Source organism: Pseudomonas sp. GL-B-26 (assembly GCF_019947405.1).
GTDB lineage: Bacteria > Pseudomonadota > Gammaproteobacteria > Pseudomonadales > Pseudomonadaceae > Aquipseudomonas.
In genome coordinates, this window is record NZ_JAGYGJ010000036.1 from 1 (window position 1) to 23,836 (window position 23,836).

Below are 23,836 nucleotides of genomic sequence, written 5' to 3' on the forward strand. Positions count from 1 at the left end.
GACTGATACACCGCATTCGCGAGCAAGCCCGCTCCCACATTTAGATCTTCGACTAATTCAAGTCGCGCCTCATCCGTTCTCTTAACAGACAACTTTTCGAGGTAAGCCCGGTGACCCAGCTGACATTGCTCTGCCTGCCCTATTCGGGCGCGAGTGCCATGGTCTACAGCCGCTGGCGGCGCAAGCTACCGGAGTGGCTCAAGCTGCAACCCGTGGAACTCCCAGGACGTGGCGCCCGGTTTGGCGAACCCTTGCATACCGACATGCGACGCCTGGCGCTGCAACTCGCGCAGGAACAAAAAGCCACGCTCAAGGCGCCGTATGCGCTATTTGGCCATAGCCTTGGCGCGTTGCTCGCCTGTGAGATGGCCCATGCGTTTCGCTCGCTGGGCTGTCCGGAACCGGTGGCGCTGTTCGCTTCGGGCACCGCCGCTCCGACCCTGCGTGCCGATTACGATCGGGGTTTCGCCGAGCCCAAAACCGATGCCGAATTGATCGAGCAATTGCGCACCCTCAACGGCACCCGTGAAGAGGTGCTGGCCAACGAAGAGCTGATGAGCCTGACGCTGCCGGTCCTGCGTGCGGACTTTCTATTGTGCGGACGTTTCGAACCGCAACAGCGTCCCTTGCTCAAGTGCCCGGTTCACGTACTCGGCGGCAAGGCTGATCGCGCCACCACCGAGCAACTGATCGGCTGGAGCAAGGAAACCCACGGCAGTTTCTCGGTGGACATGCTTGCTGGCGGTCACTTCTTTATCCACGAGCACGAAGCCAAGGTGTTGCGGGTGATCAAGGATCAGTTGGAAGTTCACCATCGGCGGCATGCCATGGCCGTCAGCGCCTGACGCAATACCTGTGGGAGCGGGCTTGCTCGCGAAGGCGGTGTCACATCCAACCTATATGTGACTGACCCACCGCTTTCGCGAGCAAGTCGGATCGCCGCACCGCCGCTCCCACATTTTGATTTGCAGCAGTCTGACAATCCGCGTTCTATCTCCTTTCTGATACTTGTTCTCATTCGCTAATTTTTCCGGTCTGCATTCGTTTTATAGGGACGACGTGCCTTTGTGCTTCCCGCCACTGATCCGGATGCTAAGAAATGAATGCTGAAGACTCCTTGAAACTTGCTCGCCGGTTTATCGGGTTGCCCCTGGAAAAGCGCCAGATGTTCCTTGCGGCCTTGCAAAAGGAAGGCGTTGATTTCGCCCGGTTTCCGATTCCTGCCGGCGTCGAAGCCGAAGATCGCCAGGCGTTGTCGTACGCCCAGCAGCGCATGTGGTTTCTCTGGCAGCTGGACCCGCAAAGCGGCGCCTACAACCTGCCGGGCGCGGTGCGTCTGACCGGGTGTTTGAGCTTGTCCGCGCTGGAGCAAGCGTTCGCCAGCCTCATTGAACGTCACGAAACCCTGCGCACAGTGTTCCAGCGCCAGGCCGATGACACTTTGCTGCAAGTGCCGGCCAGCGCGCCGCAGGTGATCGATCAGGTGGATTTCAGCGCACTACCGGCCACGGAGCGCGAAAGGTCGGTCGCCCAAGCGGCCGAGCAGCAATCAGTGCTGCCGTTTGATCTGGAAACCGGCCCATTGCTGCGCGTCACCTTGCTCAAACTCGCCGAGCAGGAACACGTCCTCCTATTGACCCTGCACCACATCGTTTCCGACGGCTGGTCGATGAACGTGCTGATCGACGAATTCATCCGCTGCTACGACGCCTTTGAGGCGGGCGCACAACCGCAACTCACGCCATTGCCGATCCAGTACAGCGACTACTCGTTGTGGCAACGCCGCTGGCTGGAGGCGGGCGAACAAGCGCGTCAACTCGACTACTGGCAGGCGCAGCTGGGCGACGAGCACCCGGTTTTGGAACTGCCCACCGATCATCCGCGCCCGGCGATGCCGAGCTATCGCGGCACCCGTTACGAGTTCGCCGTCGACGCTCAGTTGGCCGAGCAACTGCGAGCGACGGCGCAGAAGCACAACATCACCCTGTTCATGCTGTTGCTCGGCGCCTTCAACGCGCTGCTGCATCGCTACACCGGGCAGACCGACATCCGCGTCGGCGTGCCGATCGCCAACCGCAACCGCGCCGAAATCGAAGGCCTGATCGGCTTCTTCGTCAACACCCAAGTACTGCGCACCCAGCTCGACGGCCAGACCCGTGTCGGCGACTTGCTGCGTGCCATCAAGGAAACCGCTCTCGGTGCCCAGGCCCATCAGGACTTGCCGTTCGAGCGCCTGGTCGAGGCGCTGAAACTGGAACGCAGCCTCAGCCACACGCCGCTGTTCCAGGTGATGTACAACCACCAGCCGCAAGTTGCGGACATTTCTACGGTCAGCACCGCGTCCGGTCTGGCGCTGGGCGTGATTGAGTGGGAAGGGCGCACCACTCAATTCGATCTGACCCTCGACACCTATGAAAAGGGCGGCAAGCTGCACGCCGCGCTGACCTACGCCAACGACCTGTTCGACGCGACGACCATCGCGCGCATGGCGCAACACTGGACGCATTTGTTGCAGGGCATGGTCAGTGATTCGCAGCAGCGCATCAGTGATTTGCCGCTGCTTGAGAACGCCGAATATCAACGCATCGTGCATGACTGGAATCGCGCTGACGAAAGCTTCCCACAGGACCTGTGCATTCATGAGCTGATCAGCCAGCAAGTCGTCGCGAACCCGAATGCATTGGCGGTGACCTTTGCCACGAAGCAGCTGACTTACTCCGAGCTCGATAATCGGGCCAATCGCTTGGCCCACAAACTGATCGAACTGGGCGTGGGTCCGGAAGTCCGGGTCGGCGTGGCGATGCAACGTTCCGACAACCTGCTGGTAGCGTTGCTGGCGGTACTCAAGGCGGGCGGCGCTTATGTGCCGTTGGACCCGGATTACCCGGCCGAACGCGTTGCCTACATGCTCGAAGACAGCCGCGCTTTGGTGCTGCTGACTGAGCAAGCTGTCGCCGCAACATTGAACGTGCCGGCGGATACGCAAGTGTTGCTGATGGACGATACGGAGTGGGCCGCTTATCCAAGTAGTGCGCCGATGACCCGCGTCACACCAGACAACCTCGCCTACGTGATCTACACCTCCGGCTCCACCGGCAAACCCAAAGGCGTGGCCATCGCCCACCGCAACGTGCTGGCACTGATCGACTGGTCGAAATCGGTCTACAGCCGCGAAGACATTCAAGGGGTTTTGGCCTCGACGTCGGTGTGCTTCGACCTGTCGGTGTGGGAGATGTTTGTCACGCTGGCCAACGGCGGCTCGCTGATCATCGCCCGTAATGCCCTGGAATTGCCGCAGCTGCCGGCCCGGGATCAGGTGCGCCTGATCAACACCGTGCCGTCGGCGATCAATGCGTTGCAGCGCGACGGGCAGATCCCGCCGAGCGTGCGCATCATCAACCTCGCCGGCGAGCCGTTGAAACAGAGCCTGGTGGAGGCGCTGTATCAGCAGTCGACCGTCGAGCATGTCTACGATTTGTACGGTCCGTCGGAAGACACCACCTATTCGACCTGGACCCGCCGCGAGGCTGCTGGCCGCGCAAACATTGGCCGGCCACTCAAGCACACCGCCAGCTACTTGCTGGACGCCGAACTGCAACCGGTGCCGCAAGGCGTGTCCGCCGAGCTGTACCTGGCTGGCGCCGGCATCACCCGTGGTTACCTGGCGCGTCCGGGCATGACCGCCGAAAAATACGTGCCGAATCCGTTCTCCAGCAACGGCGAACGCCTGTACCGCACCGGCGATCTGACCCGTTATCAGGCCGACGGCACGTTGCAATACGTCGGTCGCATCGACCATCAGGTCAAGGTGCGTGGCTTCCGTATCGAACTCGGTGAAATCGAAGCGCGACTGTTGCAGCAGGACACTGTGCGTGAATTGGCGGTGCTGGCGCAAGACGGCGTCAACGGCCAGCAACTGGTCGCGTACATCGTGCCGACCGATCCATCGCTACTGGACGACATCGACGCTCAAGCGACCCAGCGTGAAACCTTGAAAGCCGCGCTGCGACAACATCTGCCGGACTACATGGTCCCGGCGTTCCTGCTGTTCCTCGAACAGCTGCCACTGACCCCAAACGGCAAACTCGACCGCAAGGCCTTGCCAGCGATTGACGGCTCGCAGCAACAACGCGAACACGTCACGCCGCGCACGGCGATGGAAAAATCCCTGGCCGCGATTTGGCAGGACGTGTTGGCGATCGAAAACGTCGGTCTGGAAGACAACTTCTTCGAACTGGGCGGCGACTCCATCGTTTCCATGCAGGTGGTAAGCCGTGCGCGTCAAGCCGGGATCGTGTTGAGCCCCAAAGACCTGTTCCAGCACCAGACCATCCGCAGCCTGGCCCAGGCCGCTCGCAGCGGCGAGCAGCCGCTGGTCGAACAAGGTCCAGCGGTTGGCGCGGTGGCGTTGGCTCCGGTGCAACAGTGGTTCTTCGAGCAAGCGATCCCTGAGCGTCAGCACTGGAACCAGTCGCTGCTGCTGGTGCCGCGCGAGGCGTTGAACATCGAGGCGCTGGATCGCGCTCTTGAGCAATTGCTGACGCATCACGACAGCTTGCGTCTGCGCTACGAACAGACCGAAAACAGCTGGCAGCAGGCTTACGCCGCGCCGACCACTGAATCAGTGTTGTGGCAGCGTCAGGCGCAATCGCTCGTAGAACTCAACGCTCTGTGCGACGAAGCCCAACGCAGTCTCGATTTGCAAAATGGCCCGCTGATGCGCGCGCTGCTGGTTGCGATGGCCGACGGTACCGAGCGTTTGCTGCTGGTCATTCATCACCTGGCGGTGGACGGTGTTTCCTGGCGCGTGTTGCTCGAAGACCTTCAGCAGTTCTATAGCGGCGGTAATGTGTCGCTGGCGAAAACCAGCAGCTATCAACGCTGGGTCGCTCGCTTGCAGGATCATCTGCCAGTCTTTGAAAACAGCCTCGGACACTGGCAGACCCAACTGCGCGATGCACCATCCGATCTGCCGCGTGACCGCCCAACCGGCGCGCTGGAAAACCGCTTCGAACAAAAACTCGAACTCAAACTCGACGCCGAGCAAACCCGAAAACTGCTGCAACAGGCTCCGGCGGCGTATCGCACCCAGGTCAACGACCTGCTGCTGACCGCGCTGGCGAGGGCGGTTTGCCGCTGGAGCGGGCAGGGCAGCACGCTGATTCAACTTGAAGGCCATGGCCGCGAAGACCTGTTCGATGACATCGACCTGACCCGCACCGTCGGTTGGTTCACCAGCCTGTTCCCGGTCAATCTGATGCCGTCCAGCGATCTCGGCGCGTCGATCAAATCCATCAAAGAACAACTGCGTGCCGTGCCGGACAAAGGCCTCGGCTATGGCGCGCTGCGCTACCTCGGCACATCGGCGATCCGCGCCGAATTGGCGGCATTGCCGCAACCGCGTATCACCTTCAACTATCTGGGGCAGTTCGACCGTCAGTTCGACGATGCGGCGATGTTTGTGCCGTCCACTGAAGGCAACGGTATCGCGCAAGATCCATCGGCACCGCTGGGCAACTGGCTGACGGTCGAAGGCCAGGTCTACGGCGGTGAGTTGTCGCTGAGCTGGGGTTTCAGCCGCGAGATGTTCGACGCCGCGACCATCCAGCGTCTGGCGGACGATTACGCGCTGGAACTCAACGCGTTGATCGACCACTGCTGTGCCATTGGAGCGCCGCAAGCCACACCGTCGGACTTCCCGCTGGCGCGCATCAGTCAGGCGCAGCTCGATGGATTGCCAGTGGCGGTCGCGACACTTGAAGACCTCTATCCACTGTCGCCGATGCAGCAGGGCATGCTGTTCCACACCCTCTACGAACCCGAAGTCGGCGCCTACATCAGTCAGTTGCGCCTGGACATTCAGGGCCTCGACCCTCAGCGTTTTGCCGACGCCTGGCAAACCGCGCTGGAGCGTCATGACATTCTGCGCAGCAGTTTCCTCTGGCAAGGCCTCGACACCGCGCATCAGGCGATTGTCCGCCACGTCGCGTTGCCGCTTGAACTGCTTGAAGCGACCGACACCGATGCGCTGGCCGACGCCGAACGTGCCCTGGGTTTCGAACTGGGCAGCGCGCCGCTTTTCCGCTTGAAGCTTGTCCGCACGGGCGTCAATGACTGGCACCTGATCTACACCAGCCACCATATTTTGATGGACGGCTGGAGCAACGCGCAGTTGCTGGCCGAAGTGATCCAGCACTACACCGCCGGGCAGTCGCTACCGGCACCGACCGGGCAGTACCGCGATTATCTGGGCTGGTTGCAGCAGCAATCGGCCGTCGCTGGCGAGCAGTTCTGGAAAGCGGCATTGGCACCGCTGGAAGCCCCTACGTTACTGGCCGAAGCCTTGCGGCCGCCGGTGGGCGCCGAGGGCAGCGAGGAATACCGCATCCCCCTCGACAGCCGCGCGACCCAGCGTCTGGCCGAGTTCGCCCGTCAGCAGAAGGTCACCCTCAACACCGTGCTGCAAGCGGCCTGGAGCCTGTTGCTGCAACGCTACACCGGCCAGGATTGCGTGGTGTTCGGCGCCACCGTGGCCGGGCGTTCTGCTCCGCTGCCGGGCATCGAAGAGCAGCTCGGCCTGTTCATCAACACGCTGCCGCTGGTGTGCGCGATGAAGCCGGATCAAACCGTCAGCCAATGGCTGGGTGAGTTGCAAGGGTTGAACCTGGCCATTCGCGAGTTCGAGCATGTGCCGCTTTACGACATTCAGGGCTGGGCGGGGCAGCAGGGTTCGGCGCTGTTCGACAGCCTGCTGGTGTTCGAAAACTTTCCGGTGGCGGAGGCGCTGAAACAGGGTGCACCGGCCGGGTTGTCGTTCGGCAACTTGCACAACCATGAGCGCACGCACTATCCGCTGACCCTGGGCATCGAACTGGGCGAAGGCCTTAGCCTGGACTTCAGCTACGACGCGGCGCGATTCAGTGCGGCGCAGGTCGCTGAGTTGTCGGCCAATCTGCAGCATCTGCTGACGCAATTGGTGGCGCAGCCGGACGCGGCACTGGGCGCGCTGGAACTGCTCGATGTCGCTGGCAAAGCCGTTGTGCTCGCAATCAGCCAACCGGCCGCTGTTCAGTTATCCACAACGCTTTTGGCACACGAACAAATCGCCGCTCAGGCCGCCGCCACCCCGGACGCGATGGCATTGCAGGTCGATGGTCAGACCTTGAGCTACGGCCAATTGAACGCGCAGGCCAACCGACTGGCCCATCGCTTGATCGAAAACGGTGCCAGCCCCGACAAGTGCGTCGGCCTGGCGCTGAACCGTGGTCCGCAGCTGATCGTCAGCCTGCTGGCGGTGCTCAAAACCGGCGCGGCGTACGTTCCGCTGGACCCGAAATACCCGGCCGAACGCCTGGCGTACATGATCGGCGACAGCCGCCTCGATGTGCTGCTGTGCGAGTCTGGTCTGCTGGAAAATGTGCCAGGCGTGCGACGTCTCGGCCTTGACGACAGCGCCGGCTACTCTGACAGCGATCCGCAAAACCACGCGCTCTCCGACGATCTTGCCTACATCATCTACACCTCCGGCTCCACCGGCCAACCCAAAGGCGTCGCCATCGCCCATGCCGCGCTGCGCGAGTTCTGCCATACCGCCGCCGACTATTCGGTGCTGTCGGCGTCGGACCGCGTGTTGCAGTTCGCGACCTTCAGTTTCGATGGCTTCGTCGAGCAGTGCTTCCCGGCACTGTGCGTCGGTGCGGCGTTGATCATGCGTGGCGATGATGTGTGGGATGCCGGCCGCCTCGCTGCCGAAATCGTCCAGCAAGGCGTGACCGTGGCGGATTTGCCGGCGGCCTATTGGTACTTGCTGGCCCGGGAATGCGCGAGCGGTGTGGTGCGCAACCTGGGTGATTTGCGTCAGGTTCACGTCGGCGGCGAAGCGATGTCGGTTGAAGGTCTGCGCTTGTGGCATCAAGCAGGTTTGAGTCATGTGCGTTTGCTCAATACCTACGGCCCGACCGAGGCGACCGTGGTGTCCAGTGTTCATGAATGCCGTCTCGAAGATGCCAGCGACGCGTTTGGCATCCCGATCGGTCGAGCCATCGCAGGTCGGGCGTTGTATGTGCTGGACGCGGCCGGTCAGTTGTTGCCCAACGGTGGCGTCGGTGAACTGTGCATCGGTGCGCCGGCCAGCCTCGCTCAGAGCTACTTCGACCGCCCGGCGCTGACCGCCGAACGCTTCCTGCCGGACCCATTCGCCCGTGAACCGGGTGCGCGGCTGTACCGTAGCGGCGATCTGGCGCGCTACAACGCTGAAGGGAATCTGGAATACGTCGGCCGTATCGACCATCAAGTGAAGATTCGCGGTTTCCGCATTGAAATGGGCGAGATCGAAGCCTGCCTGCAAGCTCGGGAGGAGGTGCACGAAGCGGCGGTTATCGCTCAGGACGGTACGCAACTGGTGGCGTATGTCGTGGCCAACGGCGCGGTGGTTTCAGAGACGGAATATCTGGAAGGCGTCAAAGCCGTCTTGCGTCAGTCGCTGCCGGAATACATGGTGCCAAGCCACTTGGTCCTGCTGGCTAAACTGCCGCTTAACAACAACGGCAAGCTCGACCGCAAAGCCTTGCCGCGTGCTGAAGCTGGCGATGCACAACGTGACTTCGTGGCCCCGGCCCAAGGGCTTGAAACGCAACTTGCGCTGATCTGGCAGGAAGTGTTGCAGGTCGAACGCGTGGGCCGCGACGACAACTTCTTCGAGTTGGGCGGACACTCGTTGCTGGTGCTTCAGGTGATCTCTCGCGTACGTCAGCAGTTGCAGCTTGAACTGTCGGTGAGCAGCCTGTTCTCCGCCGCGAATCTGGCGGAATTTTCCGAACGTGCAGCACTGGCGAACGTCAGCGGCCAACCGGTGCTGCAACGTGCAGCGGTCGATCAGCCACAAATTCTGTCGTACGCCCAACAACGCCAATGGATTCTCTGGCAACTGGACCCACAAAGTTCGGCCTACAACATTCCAGCCGCGCTACGCCTGAAGGGCTCGCTGAATCGCGAAGCCCTGCGCGAAGCCTTCACTCAACTGCAGACCCGTCACCAAACCCTGCGCACAACCTTTGAGCAGGACGGCCAGCAGGCGCGTCCGGTGCTGCACGACAATCTGGCGCTGCAACTGGAGGAACGCACACTCGATCAGTCGTCGATTGACAATGCCGTAGCCGAAGAAATCGCCCGTCCGTTCGACCTGCGCAACGGTCCGCTGTGGCGCGTATTGCTGCTGCCAGTGAACAGCGACGAACACGTGCTGGTACTCACCGTGCACCACATCGCTGCCGATGGCTGGTCGATGCAGGTCATGGTCGATGAATTCAGCGCGCTGTATCAGGCGGTCGTCGAAGGCAAGGCTGCGAACCTGTCGAGCCTGCCGGTGAACTACAGCGACTACGCCCGCTGGCAGCGTGACTGGCTGGAGGCCGGGGAGGGCGCACGCCAACTGGCGTGGTGGCGTGAGCAACTGGATGGCAGCCAGGCACCGCTTGAATTGCCGAGTGAACTGACCCGTCCGGCCCGTCGCACCGAGCGCGGCGCCAGCCTGGTGCTGAACGTTGACCGCGAGTTGCTGGCGGGTTTGCGTCACCGTGCCCAGGAACAACAGGTGACGTTGTTCATGCTGTTGCTGGCCAGCTTCCAGACCTTGCTGCATCGCCAGAGCGGGCAGTCGAGCATCAGCGTCGGCGTACCGAGTGCGGGTCGTTCGCGCCTGGAAACCGAAGGCCTGATCGGCTTCTTCATCAACACTCAGGTGCTGCGTGCCGAGATCGATGGGCAGCAGTCCTTCAGCACTTTGCTGCAACAGGTTAAACAGGTTGCATTGGGCGCGCAGGCTAATCAGGACTTGCCGTTCGAGCAGTTGGTCGACGCCTTGCAGCCTGACCGCAGCCTCAATCACAGCCCATTGTTCCAGGTGCTCTACAACCATCAACAGCAGTTGGGCGCGAGCGTCGAGCGTCGCGTCGCCGACTTGCAGGTCGAGCGTCTGCACTGGCAGCAACACACCACGCAATTCGATCTGGTGCTCGACACTCAAGAGCAGGGCGAAGAACTCGATGCCAGTCTGACCTACGCCACTGACCTGTACGACGAGGCGTCGATGAACCGCCTCGCCGAGCAGTGGCTGAACCTGCTGCGAGCGGTGGTCGTCGATCCGCAGCAGCGCGTCGCCGAACTGCCGTTGCTGCAAGCCTCGCAACGCGATGCGTTGATCCAGCACTGGAACCCGACGTTCCAGGCGCAACCGCCGTCGCCAACCTTGCACCATTTGTTCGAAGCCCAGGCTGCCGAGCGGCCGAACGCAATCGCACTGGTCTACGAAGGCGAGCAACTGAGCTACGCCGCGCTCAACGCTCAGGCCAACCGACTGGCGCGCAAACTGCGCGAGCAGGGTGTCGGCCCAGAGGTGCGCGTCGGCATCGCCACCGAACGGGCGATGTCGCTGGTGGTTGGCTTGCTGGCGATTCTCAAGGCCGGCGGCGCCTATGTGCCGCTCGATCCGCAATACCCGGCCGAGCGCCTGAGCTACATGATCGAAGACAGCGGCATCACGTTGCTGCTGACTCAACAACACTTGATCGACGGTTTACCGGCCCGCGACGGCGTGCAGGTGCTGAGCCTGGAGTCGTTGCAACTGGATGTCTTCAGCGCCGATAACTTGCCAGCGCTGGTCTCCCCAGAAAACCTCGCTTACGTGATCTACACCTCCGGTTCCACCGGCCGGCCGAAGGGCGCATTGCTCAGCCACGGCAACGTCGGGCGTCTGCTCAGCGCCACCGCTGCCGAGTTCAACTTCGGCCCGGACGATGTCTGGACGCTGTTCCATTCCTACGCCTTCGATTTCTCGGTGTGGGAGCTGTTCGGTTCGCTGTGCACCGGCGGGCGTCTGGTGATCGTGCCGTATTACATCAGTCGCGAGCCGCAAGAGTTCCATCGCTTGCTCTGTGATGAAGGCGTGACGGTGTTGAACCAGACCCCGACTGCGTTTCGCCAGTTGTTGTCGATTGCCTGCGCCAGCGAACGAAACCTGGCGTTGCGTCAGGTGATTTTCGGCGGCGAAGCGTTGGAAGTCGCGAGCCTGCGTCCATGGTTCGAGCGCTTCGGCGACCAACAGCCAACCCTGGTCAACATGTACGGCATCACCGAAACCACGGTGCACGTGACCTACCGTGCGATCCGCCTGGCCGACCTCGACGGCAAGGCCCAAAGCCCGATTGGCCTGCCGATCCGCGACCTGCGCTGGTACCTGCTCGACAGCCAGTTGCAACCGGTGCCGGTGGGCGTGGCGGGCGAGTTGTACATCGCCGGCGCTGGTCTGGCGCGTGGTTACCACGGGCGTTTCGGCCTCACCGCCGAGCGTTTCGTGCCGAGCCCATTCGACGCGTCGCAGCGCCTCTATCGCAGCGGCGACCTGGCGCGTCAGCGTGCCGACGGCAGCATCGATTACCTCGGCCGGATCGACCAGCAAGTGAAGATCCGTGGTTTCCGCATCGAACTGGGTGAAATCGAAGTCGCGCTGCTGGCCCAACCGGGCGTGCGCCAAGCGGTGTTGAGCGTGCATACCGGCGACGGCGGCCCGCAGTTGTGTGCCTACGTGGTGGCCGAGCAAACCCCGCACGACCCGATCGCCTGGCGCGACAACCTGCGCGCCGCGCTCAAGGTCGATCTGCCGGATTACATGGTGCCGAGCCACTGGTTGTTGCTGGACGCCTTGCCGCTGACCGGCAACGGCAAGCTCGACCGCAAGGCCCTGCCGGTGCCTGACGCTCAGGAATGGCAGCGACCGTTCGAAGCCCCCGAAGGCTATCTCGAACGGCAACTGGCCGACATCTGGGCCAGCGTGCTGGGCGTGGCGCAGATCGGCCGCCGTGACAACTTCTTTGAACTGGGCGGGCACTCGCTGCTCGCCGCCCAGGCCAGTGCCCGCGTGGAACTGGAACTGGGCATCGAGCTGCCGCTGCGCGCGCTGTTCGAATCCACCGACCTTCAGGCTTATGCCGCCATGGCCGGGCAACACGCCCCGGCTGACAACGATGCACGTCTTGATGCGCTTGAGTCGCTTCTCGACGAGATGGAGATCAACTGATGGAACACACCACTGCCCAGCGTATCGCCACCCGCTTCGCCGGCCTGCCAGCCGACAAGCGCCGCGAGTTTCTGACACGCATGCAAGAGCAGGGCGTGAGTTTTGGCCAACTGCCGATTCCGCCCGCTGCCGAGCCGCAAACGACGTTCGAACTGTCGTACGCGCAACAGCGCCAGTGGTTCCTCTGGCAGCTTGATCCGCAGAGTTCCGCTTACAACATTCCCGCCGCGCTGCATCTACACGGGGCGCTGAATGTCGCGGCGTTGCAGCAGAGTTTTGACGTGCTGCTGGAGCGGCATCAGAGTTTGCGCAGCCGTTTCGTCGAGGATGACGGTCAGGTGGTGCAGACGCTGGCCGGGTTCACTTCGCTGCCGATCGAACAGATCGACCTGCGCGATGAACCTCAGGAACAGCGTCTCGATCTGGCCATGAAAGCGGTCGAGCAAGACATCGCCCGACCGTTTGATCTGCAGTACGGTCCGCTGTTGCGGGTCAGCCTGTTGCAGCTCGACGCCGAAGACCATGTGCTGTTGCTGACCTTGCACCACATCGTCACTGATGGCTGGTCGATGGGTGTGTTGGTGGAGGAGTTTTCCCGGCTCTACGCCGCGCATTGCCAAGGGCAGAACGCGGCGCTGGAAGCGTTGCCGATCCAGTATTCCGACTACGCCCTGTGGCAACGCCGCTGGATGGAAGCGGGTGAATTGGAGCGTCAACTCAACTGGTGGCGCGAAACACTGGGCAGCGAACAACCGCTGCTGGAATTGCCGACCGACCGTCCACGCCCAGCGCAGCCGAGCCAGCGCGGTGCGCGTCTGGATTTCGCCCTTGATGCGACCTTGGCCAACGGTCTGATGAGCCTGGCCAAACAGCGCGGCGTCACGCCGTTCATGCTGTTGCTGGCGAGCTTCCAGGCCTTGCTCTATCGCTACAGCGGCCAGTCCGACCTGCGCGTTGGCGTGCCGATTGCCAACCGCAATCGCGCGGAAACCCGTGGCCTGATCGGCTTCTTCGTCAACACCCAGGTGATGCGTGCTGAACTGGACGGACGTCTGCCATTCAGCCAGTTGCTCGACCAGACTCGCGCCGCTTCGCTGGATGCCCAGGATTATCAGGACTTGCCGTTCGAGCGTCTGGTGCAGGCGCTGCAAGGTGAACGCAGCCTCAGTCACAGCCCGTTGTTCCAGGTGATGTTCAACCACCAGCAAGCCAAACCGGCGGCGGTCAGCGGCTTGCTTGCGGGCCTGCGCGTCGAAGCGCTGAGCGCCACGGCGCACACCACGCAATTCGACCTGCAACTGGATACTCAGGAGGAGGGCGACAAGCTGTTCGCCAGCCTGACGTATGCCACCGATTTGTTCGACGCTGAGCGCATCAAGCATTTAGCGCGTCACTGGCGCAATTTGTTGGCCGGCGTGCTGGCGAACCCGCAATGCCCGCTTGCCGAGCTGCCGTTGCTGGATGCCGACGAGCGCCAGTGCATCCTCGATGACCTGAACGACACGGCTCAAAGCTATCCGGGCGAAGTCTACGTGCAGCGCCATTTCGAAGAACGTGTGGCTGAAAACGGTGACGCGACAGCGCTGGTATTCCAGGGCCAGAGTCTGAGTTACGCCGAACTGAACCTGCGTGCCAACCGTCTGGCCCATCACTTGCGTGCCCAGGGCGTTGGCCCTGAAGTGCTGGTGGGGATTGCCTGCGACCGCTCGTTTGAAATGGTCGTCGGCCTGTTGGCCATTCTCAAGGCCGGTGGCGCGTATGTGCCGCTGGACCCGGAATACCCGATTGATCGCCTGAGCTACATGATCGAGGACAGCAGCATTTCGCTGTTGCTGACTCAGGAACATCTGCTGGCGCAACTGCCGACCCCGGACAACGTGCGCACCTTGTGCCTGCACGCCGAGGCTGACTGGCTGAGTGACCTGCCGGGCACTGATCTACCAAACCTCGCTGTCGCAGAAAACCTTGCTTACGTGATTTACACCTCCGGTTCCACCGGCAAACCCAAGGGCGCGGGCAACCGCCATGTGGCGCTGCACAACCGTCTGGAGTGGATGCAGGAAGCCTACAACCTGTTGCCGAGCGACCGCGTGCTGCAGAAAACGCCGTTCAGTTTCGACGTGTCGGTGTGGGAGTTTTTCTGGCCGCTGATGAAGGGCGCCACACTTGTGATCGCCGCACCGGGCGAGCATCGCGATCCACAACGCCTCGCCGCGTTGATCGTCGAACAGGCGATCACCACGCTGCACTTCGTGCCGTCGATGCTCTCTGCATTCATCAGTGCCGACGAGGCGCTGGCCTGCACCTCGCTGCAACGGATCATTTGCAGCGGTGAAGCGCTGCCGATGGAACTGCAACGCCAGACGCTGCGCAGCCTGCCGCAAGCCAATCTCTACAACCTGTATGGCCCGACCGAAGCGGCCATCGACGTGACCCACTGGACCTGCGTGGAGGAGGGCCGTGACAGCGTGCCGATCGGCCGCCCGATCGCCAACCTGCGCACCTGCATCCTCGACAGCGAACTGCAACCGTTGCCGCTGGGCGCGGTGGGCGAGTTGTACCTGGGCGGCGTCGGTCTGGCGCGCGGTTACCACCGTCGTGGCGCGCTGACTGCGGAACGTTTCGTGGTCGACCCGTTCGGCAGCGGCGAGCGCCTGTACCGCACCGGTGACCTGGCGCGTTATCGCGCGGATGGCGCCATCGACTACTGCGGGCGTATCGACCACCAAGTGAAGATTCGCGGTTTGCGCATCGAACTGGGCGAAATCGAAGCGCGTCTGCAAGAACATGCGGACGTGCAGGAAGCCGTGGTACTGGCCCTCGACGGCCCGAGCGGCAAGCAACTGGTTGCGTACATCGTGCCGCAAGATCGAGCCTTGGTCAGCGCCGATGCCGAGCAGCAAGGCGCGTGGCGCGAAACCCTGAAAAGCCATTTGCTGGCGAGCCTGCCGGATTACATGGTGCCGGCGCAGACCGTGCTGATCGAGCAAATGCCGCTGAGCCCCAACGGCAAACTCGACCGTAAACGCCTGCCCGCGCCCACCGCGCAAGTCAGTCAGCGCGCGTTCGAAGCGCCACGCAGCGAGCATGAACAGGTGCTGGCGCAGATCTGGCAGGACGTGTTGGGCGTGGAGCAGGTCGGGCGTCAGGACAACTTCTTTGAACTGGGCGGCGACTCGATCATTTCGATCCAAGTGGTCAGCCGTGCCCGTCGTGCGGGTCTGAGCCTGCAACCGCGTGACTTGTTCCAGCAGCAAACCTTGCAAGCGCTGGCCGCCGTGGTCAAAGAGCAGGCGGCACCGCTGGCGCAACAAGGGCCGGTGGACGGTGTGCAAATACTCACGCCGATCCAGCGCTGGTTCTTCGACGAGCCAATTCCGCAACGCGCGCATTGGAACCAGGCAGTGCTGCTGGTGCCGCGCGAAACCCTCGAATTGCCACGCCTGCAAGCCGCGCTGCAACGTCTGCTCAAGCAACATGACGCGCTGCGTTTGCGCTTCAGTCAGGTCGATGGCCAATGGTCGGCGCGGTATGTCGGGGCCGATAGCTGCGATGTGATCGACATGCTCTGGACCGCCCGCGTGGCCAGCGATGCGTCGCTGGAGTCGGTGTGCGATGAAGCTCAACGCAGCCTCAGCCTGCAAGACGGTCCGCTGCTGCGCGTCGCGTTGATCGCTCAGGCCGATGGCTCGCAGCGGTTGCTGGTGGTGATCCACCACTTGGCGGTGGACGGTGTGTCCTGGCGGGTGTTGCTGGAAGATTTGCAGGCCGCTTACCAAGGGCAAGAACTGCCGCCGAAGACCAGCGCCTTCCAGGCCTGGGCCGACAAGCTTGACGCATACGCACGTTCCGAAACCGCTGCCGGCGAACTGAACTGGTGGCAGGCGCAACTGAGCGTGGCGAATGATTCGCTACCAGCCACCAATGCCCAAGCCAGTCAGGCCGGGCATCTGCGCCAAGGCGTCAGTATCGGCCTGGACCGCGAACAGACCCGCCAGTTGCTGCAACAGGCGCCAGCGATCTACCGCACTCAAGTCAACGACCTGCTGCTGACCGCACTGGCCCGCACCCTCAGCCGCTGGACCGGTGACGCCTCGGCGCTGATTCAGCTCGAAGGCCATGGCCGCGAAGAGCTGTTCGACGACATCGACCTGACCCGCACCGTCGGCTGGTTCTCCAGCCTGTTCCCGGTGCGCTTGACGCCGACCGCCGACCTTTCGGGTTCGATCAAGGCGATCAAGCAGCAACTGCGCGAGATTCCCGGCAAAGGCATGGGCTACGGCCTGTTGCGCTACATGGGCGATGCCGCGACCCAAGCGGCACTGGCCGCGTTGCCGCAAGCACGCGTGACCTTCAACTACCTCGGCCAGTTCGACCAGAGCTTTGCCGAGGACGCGCTGTTCACCCCGGCTCGCGAATCCAGCGGTGCCGCGCAATCCACCGATGCACCGTTGCCTAACTGGCTGTCGGTGGATGGCCAGGTGTATGGCGGCGAACTGAAGCTGGATTGGACCTTCAGCCGCGAATGCTTCGACCTGTGCGAGATCGAAGCGCTGGCGGCGGATTTCCGAAGTGAGTTGCTGGCGCTGATCGCCCATTGCCTGAGCGATGGCGCGGGCGGCGTGACCCCAGCGGACTTCCCGTTGGCGCGTCTGACCCAGGCGCAACTTGACGGTTTACCGGTGCCGCCGGCGCAAATCGAGGACCTGTATCCGCTGTCGCCGATGCAGGCCGGTTTGTTGTTCCACAGCTTGTACGAGTCGGCGTCCGGCGCCTATGTGAACCAGCTCAGCGTCGAATCCCGTGGCCTCGATGCCGAACGGCTCGGCCGCGCGTGGCAAGCGGTGCTCGACACCCATCCGATCCTGCGCAGCAGTTTCCACTTCCCTGACGGTTTCGAAGTGCCGGTGCAGTTGGTTCATCGTCATTTGCAATTGCCGCTGACTTGCCTCGACTGGCGCAACCGCCGCGATCAGGCCGAAGCGTTGGTTCAACTGATCGACAGCGAACGCTTGCAGCTCGATTCGACTCGCGCGCCGCTGATGCGTTTGACCCTGGTGCGGCTGGACGATGAGCGTCAGCAACTGATCTACACCCACCATCACTTGTTGCTCGATGGCTGGAGTAATTCGCTGCTGTTGAGCGAAGTCCTGCAGCGGTATGCCGGGCAAGAAGTGCAGGCGCCGATTGGGCGTTTTGCCGACTACATTGGCTGGTTGCAACGTCAGGATGCGCAGGCTGACGAACTGTTCTGGCGCGAGCAATTGGCGACCTTGGACAACCCCACCTTGCTGGCGCAGAGCCTGGCCCATGGCGACAGTAAAAACCCGTCGACGACGGAATTTGCCGACCACCGCCAGACCTTCGATGTCGCCACCAGCAAACGCTTCAGCGACTTTGCCCGTCAGCAAAAGGTCACCCTCAACACCTTGGTTCAAGGTGCCTGGGCACTGTTGCTGCAACGCTACAGCGGTCAACGCAGCGTCGCGTTTGGCGCGACCGTGGCGGGGCGTCCGGTGGACTTGCCGGGTGCTGAAAGCCAACTCGGCCTGTTCATCAACACCTTGCCGGTGATCAGCAGCCCGGACGCGGTTGAAAGCGTCGGCCAGTGGCTGACCCGTTTGCAGGCGCAGAACCTGGAATTGCGTGAACATGAATTCACCGCGTTGGGTGACATTCAGCGCTGGGCCGGACGTGCCGGCGAACCACTGTTCGACAGCCTGCTGGTGTTCGAAAACTTCCCGGTCGCCGAGGCCCTGCAACAGGGTGCGCCAGCCGGTTTGAGCTTCTCGATCCCGCAGAACCACGAACGCACCAACTTCCCGCTGACGCTGGCGGCCACTGCCGAAAGCCAGCTCAGCCTGAACTGGAGCTACCAGTGCAGCCACTTCAGCGCCGAGGCGATTGCTCGCATGAGCGAGCACTTGGCCGCGTTGCTGGCAGCGATGGTCGCCGCGCCACAGGCTGCATTGAGTGAACTGGATCTGCTGACCGCGCCGGAACGTGCGCAACAGTTAGTGGAGTGGAACCCCGCGTTCACCGCGACGGAAAACCCGCTCTGCGTGCATCAGTTGATCGAGGCCCAGGCCGTTGCTCGCCCGGACGCCACGGCGCTGATCTTCAACGATCAGGAGTTGAGCTTCGACCAACTCAACCGCCGCGCCAACCAATTGGCCCATCGCTTGCGCGCACTGGGCATCGGCCCGGAAGTGCGGGTTGGCCTGGCGATGCAGCGTTCGCCGGAAATGATCATTGGCCTGCTGGCGATCCTCAAGGCCGGCGGTGCTTACGTGCCGCTGGACCCGGCATACCCGGCCGAGCGCCTGCGTTATCTGATGGAAGACAGCGGCATTTCGCTGCTGATCAGCCAGTCGTGGCTGCGGGAAAAACTGCCGTTGCCGGAAGGCCTGTCGGTCTTGGAGGTCGACTGCGAGCCGCTGGAGCACATGTCGGAAAGCAACCCGGTCAACCTCACCTGCGGCGAAAACCTCGCGTACCTGATTTACACCTCGGGCTCCACTGGCCGGCCGAAAGGCGTCAGCGTGGCCCACGGTCCGTTGGCCATGCATTGCCTGTCGATCGGCGAGTTGTACGGCATGACGCCGGACGATCGCGAGCTGCAATTCGCTTCGATCAGCTTCGACGGCGCTCACGAGCGCTGGCTGACGCCGCTGGTGTTCGGTTCGGCCGTAATGCCCCGCGACGACGAGTTGTGGAGTGTGGAGCGCACCTGCGCCGAGATCGAAAAGCACGGCATTACCATCGCCTGCTTCACCCCGACCTATCTGGGGCAGATCGCCGAATTCATGGGCGAAGCGGGGCGCGATTTGCCGATCCGCTCCTACACCCCGTGCGGTGAAGGCATGGCCAAACACGCCTTTGATGAGGTCCAGCAGGTGCTGCAACCCAAGCGCCTGATCAACGGCTACGGCCCGACCGAAACGGTGATCACGCCGTTGATCTGGCTGGCGTATCCGGATACCGAATTCGACTCGGCATTCATGCCGATTGGCCGGCCGGTCGGCAACCGCAGCGCCTATATTCTGGACGGCGGCTTGCAGCCGTTGCCGGTTGGCGTGGCGGGCGAGTTGTACCTGGGCGGCGAGGGCGTCGCGCGTGGTTACCATCAACGTCCGGACTTGACGGCTGAACGCTTTGTGCCGGATCCGTTCGTGCCGGGCGCGCGTTTGTATCGCAGTGGCGACCTCGCGCGGTTCCGCGCTGACGGTGTCGTCGAGTACCTCGGCCGCATTGACCAGCAAGTGAAGATTCGCGGGTTCCGTATCGAGCTCGGCGAAATCGAAGCCTGCCTGCTCGAACACGAAGGCGTGCGTGAAGCGTTCGTGATCGATCGCGAAGGCCCGGTGAGCCGCCAGTTGGTTGGCTACGTGGTGCCGCGCGATCCACTCACCGACGAGCACGATTTGCGTGAAGCGCTGACCCTGCACCTGCGCAGCCGTCTGCCGGCGCACATGCTGCCGGCGCATTTGATGTGCCTGGCCGCGTTGCCGCTGACGCCGAACGGCAAGCTTGATCGCCAGGGCCTGCCAGCGCCGGAAGCAACCCGGCAGAACCACGATCAAGTCGCCGCTGCGTCGCCGGCCGAAACATTGCTGGTGGAGATCTGGCAGGAACTGCTGGGGCTGGAGTCGGTGGGCGTCACCGAGAACTTCTTCGAGCTGGGCGGTGACTCGATCATTTCCCTGCAAGCAGTGAGTCGTGCCGGGCAGCGCGGGCTGGTGTTCAGTCCGAAGCAACTGTTCGAGCAGCAAACCATTCGGGCACTTGCTGCGGTGGCGACCAGCCGTGAAGCGGCGTTGGTTGAAGCGCCGAAAGTCCCGGCTTTTGCGCTGGTGCCGCACATCGACATCGCCGCCCGCGAAGGTCTGCAAGACCTGTATCCGCTGTCGCCGATGCAGCAAGGCATGCTGTTCCACTGCCTCGATTCGCCGGAGCTGAACCCCTATGTCAATCAGTTGAGCGTGGCGGTGGACGGCTTGCAGGTGCCGCGTTTTCGCGCCGCTTGGCAAACCCTCGTCGAACGTCATGAAGTGCTGCGCGCGGCGTTCCGTTGGCGCGATGGTCTGGCCGATCCGCTGCAAGCGGTGTTCGCCGACGTTGAGCTGCCGATGGAAGAACTCGACTGGCGTGACCGCACCGACACTGAGCAGGCGCTGGGCGAACTGGCGGCTGCGGAACAGGCCAAGGGCTTCGACCTGAGCTGCCCGCCGTTGATGCGTTTCATCCTGGTTCGCCTGGGTGATGACCGTTACCAGATGATCTGGATCTACCATCACCTGTTGCTGGACGGCTGGAGTGCTTCGCGTCTGCTGGGCGACATGCTGCGCCTGTACCACAACGACAGCCTGCCGACCCTGACCGGTCGTTACGCCGACTACATCGCCTGGCTGCAACGCCAGGACGGTGCGCAGGCGGAAGGGTTCTGGCGCGAACGGCTGGCGTTGCTCGAAGCGCCGACCATTCTGGCCAAGGCTTCGGGTGCCACAGGTTCCGGCCACGGCGTGATGTACAGCAACCTCGATGCCGAAGCGACGCGCAAACTGCACAGCTTCGCCAAGCGTCAGCGCGTGACGTTGAACACGCTGGTGCAAGGCGCATGGCTGCTGCTGTTGCAACGTCACAGCGGCCAACGCAGTGTCGCGTTCGGCGCCACGGTGGCGGGGCGTCCGACCGGACTGGCCGGCGCGCAGGACATGCTCGGCCTGTTCATCAATACCTTGCCGGTGATCCAGACCCTCGATCCGCAACAGCCGCTGGGCGAGTGGTTGCGCGACTTGCAGGATTACAACCTGATGGTGCGCGACTACGAGCACACGCCGTTGTCCGACATTCAGCGCTGGGCCGGGCAGGGTGGCCAAGGCTTGTTCGACAGCATCATCGTGTTCGAAAACCATCCGGTGGACCGCGCCTTGAAAGGGGGCGAGGAAGGTGAACTGCGCTTTGCCGAGGTCGGCAGCGGCGGGGTCACCAACTTCCCGATGGACTTGATGGTCAGCGCCAACGAAGAAGGTCTGGAGGTCGAATACCTGTTCCTGCGTGATCGCTTCAGTGAAGTGGAAGTAGAGCGGATTCGTGCGCAGCTTGAAGGTTTGCTGCGTGCGTTGCCGGAAGATGCCACGTGCCTGCTCGGTAACATTGGCTTGCCTGAGGCGCGTTTGAGTCTGCCGCAGGTGTCCGACGACAACGCCGATTTGCTGCAAGCATTCAATCAGCATGTATGCACGCAACCGCAGAAAGTCGCCTTGATCTGCGAGGATCGGGAAGTCAGTTATGCACAGCTTGAGGCTCAGGCCAATGGTCTGGCGCAGCAACTGATTGGTCGTGGCATCGGACCGGAAAGTCTGGTGGCGGTGGCGCTGCCGCGTTCCGAACGCACCATCGTCGCATTCCTTGCGGTGTTGAAAGCAGGGGCGGCTTATTTGCCTTTGGACCTGGCGTACCCCGCCGAGCGACTGGCTTATATGTTGAGCGATTCGGCCGCCAGCCTGTTGCTCTGCGACAGTGATCTGGGCGAACGACTGACGCTGGCCGACAGCCCGCCACGTCTGTTGCTCGATCAGCTGGTCGTTGCTGGCAGTACCGAGTGCCCGGTTGCCAATCCGCTTCCGGGGCACCTCGCGTACCTGATTTACACCTCCGGTTCCACCGGCCAACCGAAAGGCGTGGCCGTGGCGCGTGGTCCGATTGCCCGGCATTGCCGCGGCATTATCGAGCTCTACGAACTGGCACCACGCAGCCGCGAACTGCACTTCATGTCGTTCGCTTTCGACGGTGCTCAAGAGCGTTGGCTGAGTGTGCTGTTGGCCGGCGGCAGTCTGGTGATTCGTGATGACAGTTTGTGGACGCCGGAGCAAACCCTGGAAGTGTTGCATCGTCATGGCGTCACGGTTGCCTGCTTCCCGCCGGCGTACCTGCAACAGATGGCCGAAGTCGCCGAACGCCTGGGCAATCCGCCGGCGGTCGAGGTGTATTGCTTTGGCGGTGATGCGGTGCCGGAGGCCAGTTTCGAGCAGGTCAAACGGGCTCTGCGTCCGCAGCGTCTGGTCAACGGTTACGGCCCGACCGAAACCGTGGTCACGCCGCTGTTGTGGCGTGCCGAGGTCAGCGAAACCTGCGATGCGGCGTATGCGCCGATTGGTCGTGGTGTGGCCGGGCGTGGCTTGTATGTGCTGGATGCCGACCTCAATCCGTTGCCGGTCGGTGTCAGCGGCGAGTTGTACCTGGGCGGCGAATGCCTGGCGCGCGGTTATCACCAGCGTCCCGGTATGAGCGCCGAGCGTTTCATCCCCGATCCGTTCGAGGCCGGTGGCCGCATGTACCGCACCGGCGACCTGGTGCGCCAGCGCGAGTGCGGGTTGATCGACTACCTGGGGCGTCTCGACCAGCAAGTGAAGATTCGTGGTTTCCGTATCGAACTGGGCGAAATCGAAGCGCGTCTGCGTGATTGCGCCGGGGTGCAGGATGCCGCCGTGGTGGTGCATGACACGCCGACCGGCAAGCAATTGGTCGGTTATGTGGTGGCGGTCGGTGCTGTTGGGCTGGATCGTCGACTCAAGGCTGAACTGCAAGCACAACTGCCGGACTACATGGTGCCGGCGCGAATCATGGTGCTGGAGCGTTTCCCGCTGTCGGCCAACGGCAAGCTCGACCGTCGCGCACTGCCTACGCCGGAATGGGCGCTCGGCGGTTATCGCGCACCACGCAACGCGCTGGAAACGGCGCTGACCGCGATCTGGCAAGAGGTACTCGGCGTGCCGCAAGTGGGCATCGACGATAATTTCTTCGAACTCGGCGGCGACTCGTTGCAGGTACTCAAAGTCATTTCGCGGGTGCGCAGTCAGCCGCAATTGGGCTTTGAATTGAAGTTGCGCGACTTGATGCAGAAGCCGTGCATCGCCGAACTCAGCGGCTATCAGGCTGCCGAGCCGGCGTCTGCGCCGGACCCGTTGCTGGCGCTGAATGCGCGGATCCCGAACGTGGCGGCGCTGTTCTGCCTGCACGCCGGTTTCGGCACGGTGTTCGACTACGAACCGCTGGCCCGTCGACTGGAAGGCCGGCGCACGGTGTATGGCCTGCAATGTCGGATGCTGCTTGACCCGCTGTGGCAGGACGAGTCGCTGCTGGCCATGGCGCAAGCCTATGCGCAACGGATTCGCAGTCAGCAGGCCAAGGGCCCGTATTACTTGCTGGGTTGGTCATTGGGCGGGGCGTTGACGCAACTGGTCGCTCACGAACTGGAAACCCTGGGTGAAACGGTCGCGTTTGCCGGGCTGGTCGACAGTTACGTAGCGGGCACCGCAGACGCGGGGGACTGGCGCGAGGACTTGGGCGACTTCCTGAAGTTTGTGCCCGGTCTGCCGGCCGATGAGGCTCAGGCATTGATTGCGCTGAAAGCTGCTGATTTGAATGAGCGTGAGGGTTCCACGGCGGTGATCGAGGCGGCCATGCACGGCTCCAATGAGCAAGCTGCGTTGGGCGCGGGCGAACTCACGCAGATCTTCGCCACTGGCTCACGCCTCAAGCAATTGGCGCTGGCGCATCGGCAACTGCCGGCGATTCAGGTCACGGCTCATCGCTGGTGGGTGGCCGAACGCGACGATGAACGTCGGGTGTTTGAGGCTCAGGTCGGTAGCCACGGCGTTGATCGCTTGTTGGCGGGCGGGCATTACGAGTTGCTGCGCGGTGATGAGTTGCTCGACGAGCTTGAAGACCTGTTGGAACACCGTTTGGCCATCGCTTGAA

At 62.7% G+C, this 23,836-nt stretch carries 3 protein-coding genes; all 3 read left to right on the forward strand.

What is annotated here, in order from left to right:
- The first annotated feature begins 110 nt into the window (after nucleotides 1-110).
- The 3 genes from KGB23_RS21405 to KGB23_RS21415 all read left to right on the forward strand — a co-directional run bounded on the left by KGB23_RS21405 (nucleotide 111) and on the right by KGB23_RS21415 (nucleotide 23,835).
- The gene (locus tag KGB23_RS21405) at nucleotides 111-845 is read left to right on the forward strand and encodes a thioesterase II family protein (protein ID WP_223432479.1); all 735 of its coding nucleotides are present in this window, start codon (nucleotides 111-113) and stop codon (nucleotides 843-845) included.
- A 254-nt stretch (nucleotides 846-1,099) separates the two neighbouring features.
- Nucleotides 1,100-12,073 carry a non-ribosomal peptide synthase/polyketide synthase gene (locus KGB23_RS21410; protein ID WP_223432480.1) on the forward strand — a complete coding sequence of 3,658 codons (10,974 nt, stop codon included), beginning with the start codon at nucleotides 1,100-1,102 and terminating at the stop codon, nucleotides 12,071-12,073.
- Nucleotides 12,073-23,835 (forward strand): non-ribosomal peptide synthase/polyketide synthase, encoded by an 11,763-nt coding sequence (locus KGB23_RS21415; protein ID WP_223432481.1) that lies wholly within the window; start codon nucleotides 12,073-12,075, stop codon nucleotides 23,833-23,835. The genes KGB23_RS21410 and KGB23_RS21415 overlap by 1 nt, the downstream gene beginning before the upstream one ends.
- The last annotated feature ends 1 nt before the right edge of the window (nucleotide 23,836 follow it).

Coding starts and splice junctions, on each gene's coding strand:
- KGB23_RS21410 (WP_223432480.1), top strand. CDS start 1,100: ATGAATGCTGAAGACTCCTTGAAACTTGCTCGCCGGTTTATCGGGTTG.
- KGB23_RS21415 (WP_223432481.1), top strand. CDS start 12,073: ATGGAACACACCACTGCCCAGCGTATCGCCACCCGCTTCGCCGGCCTG.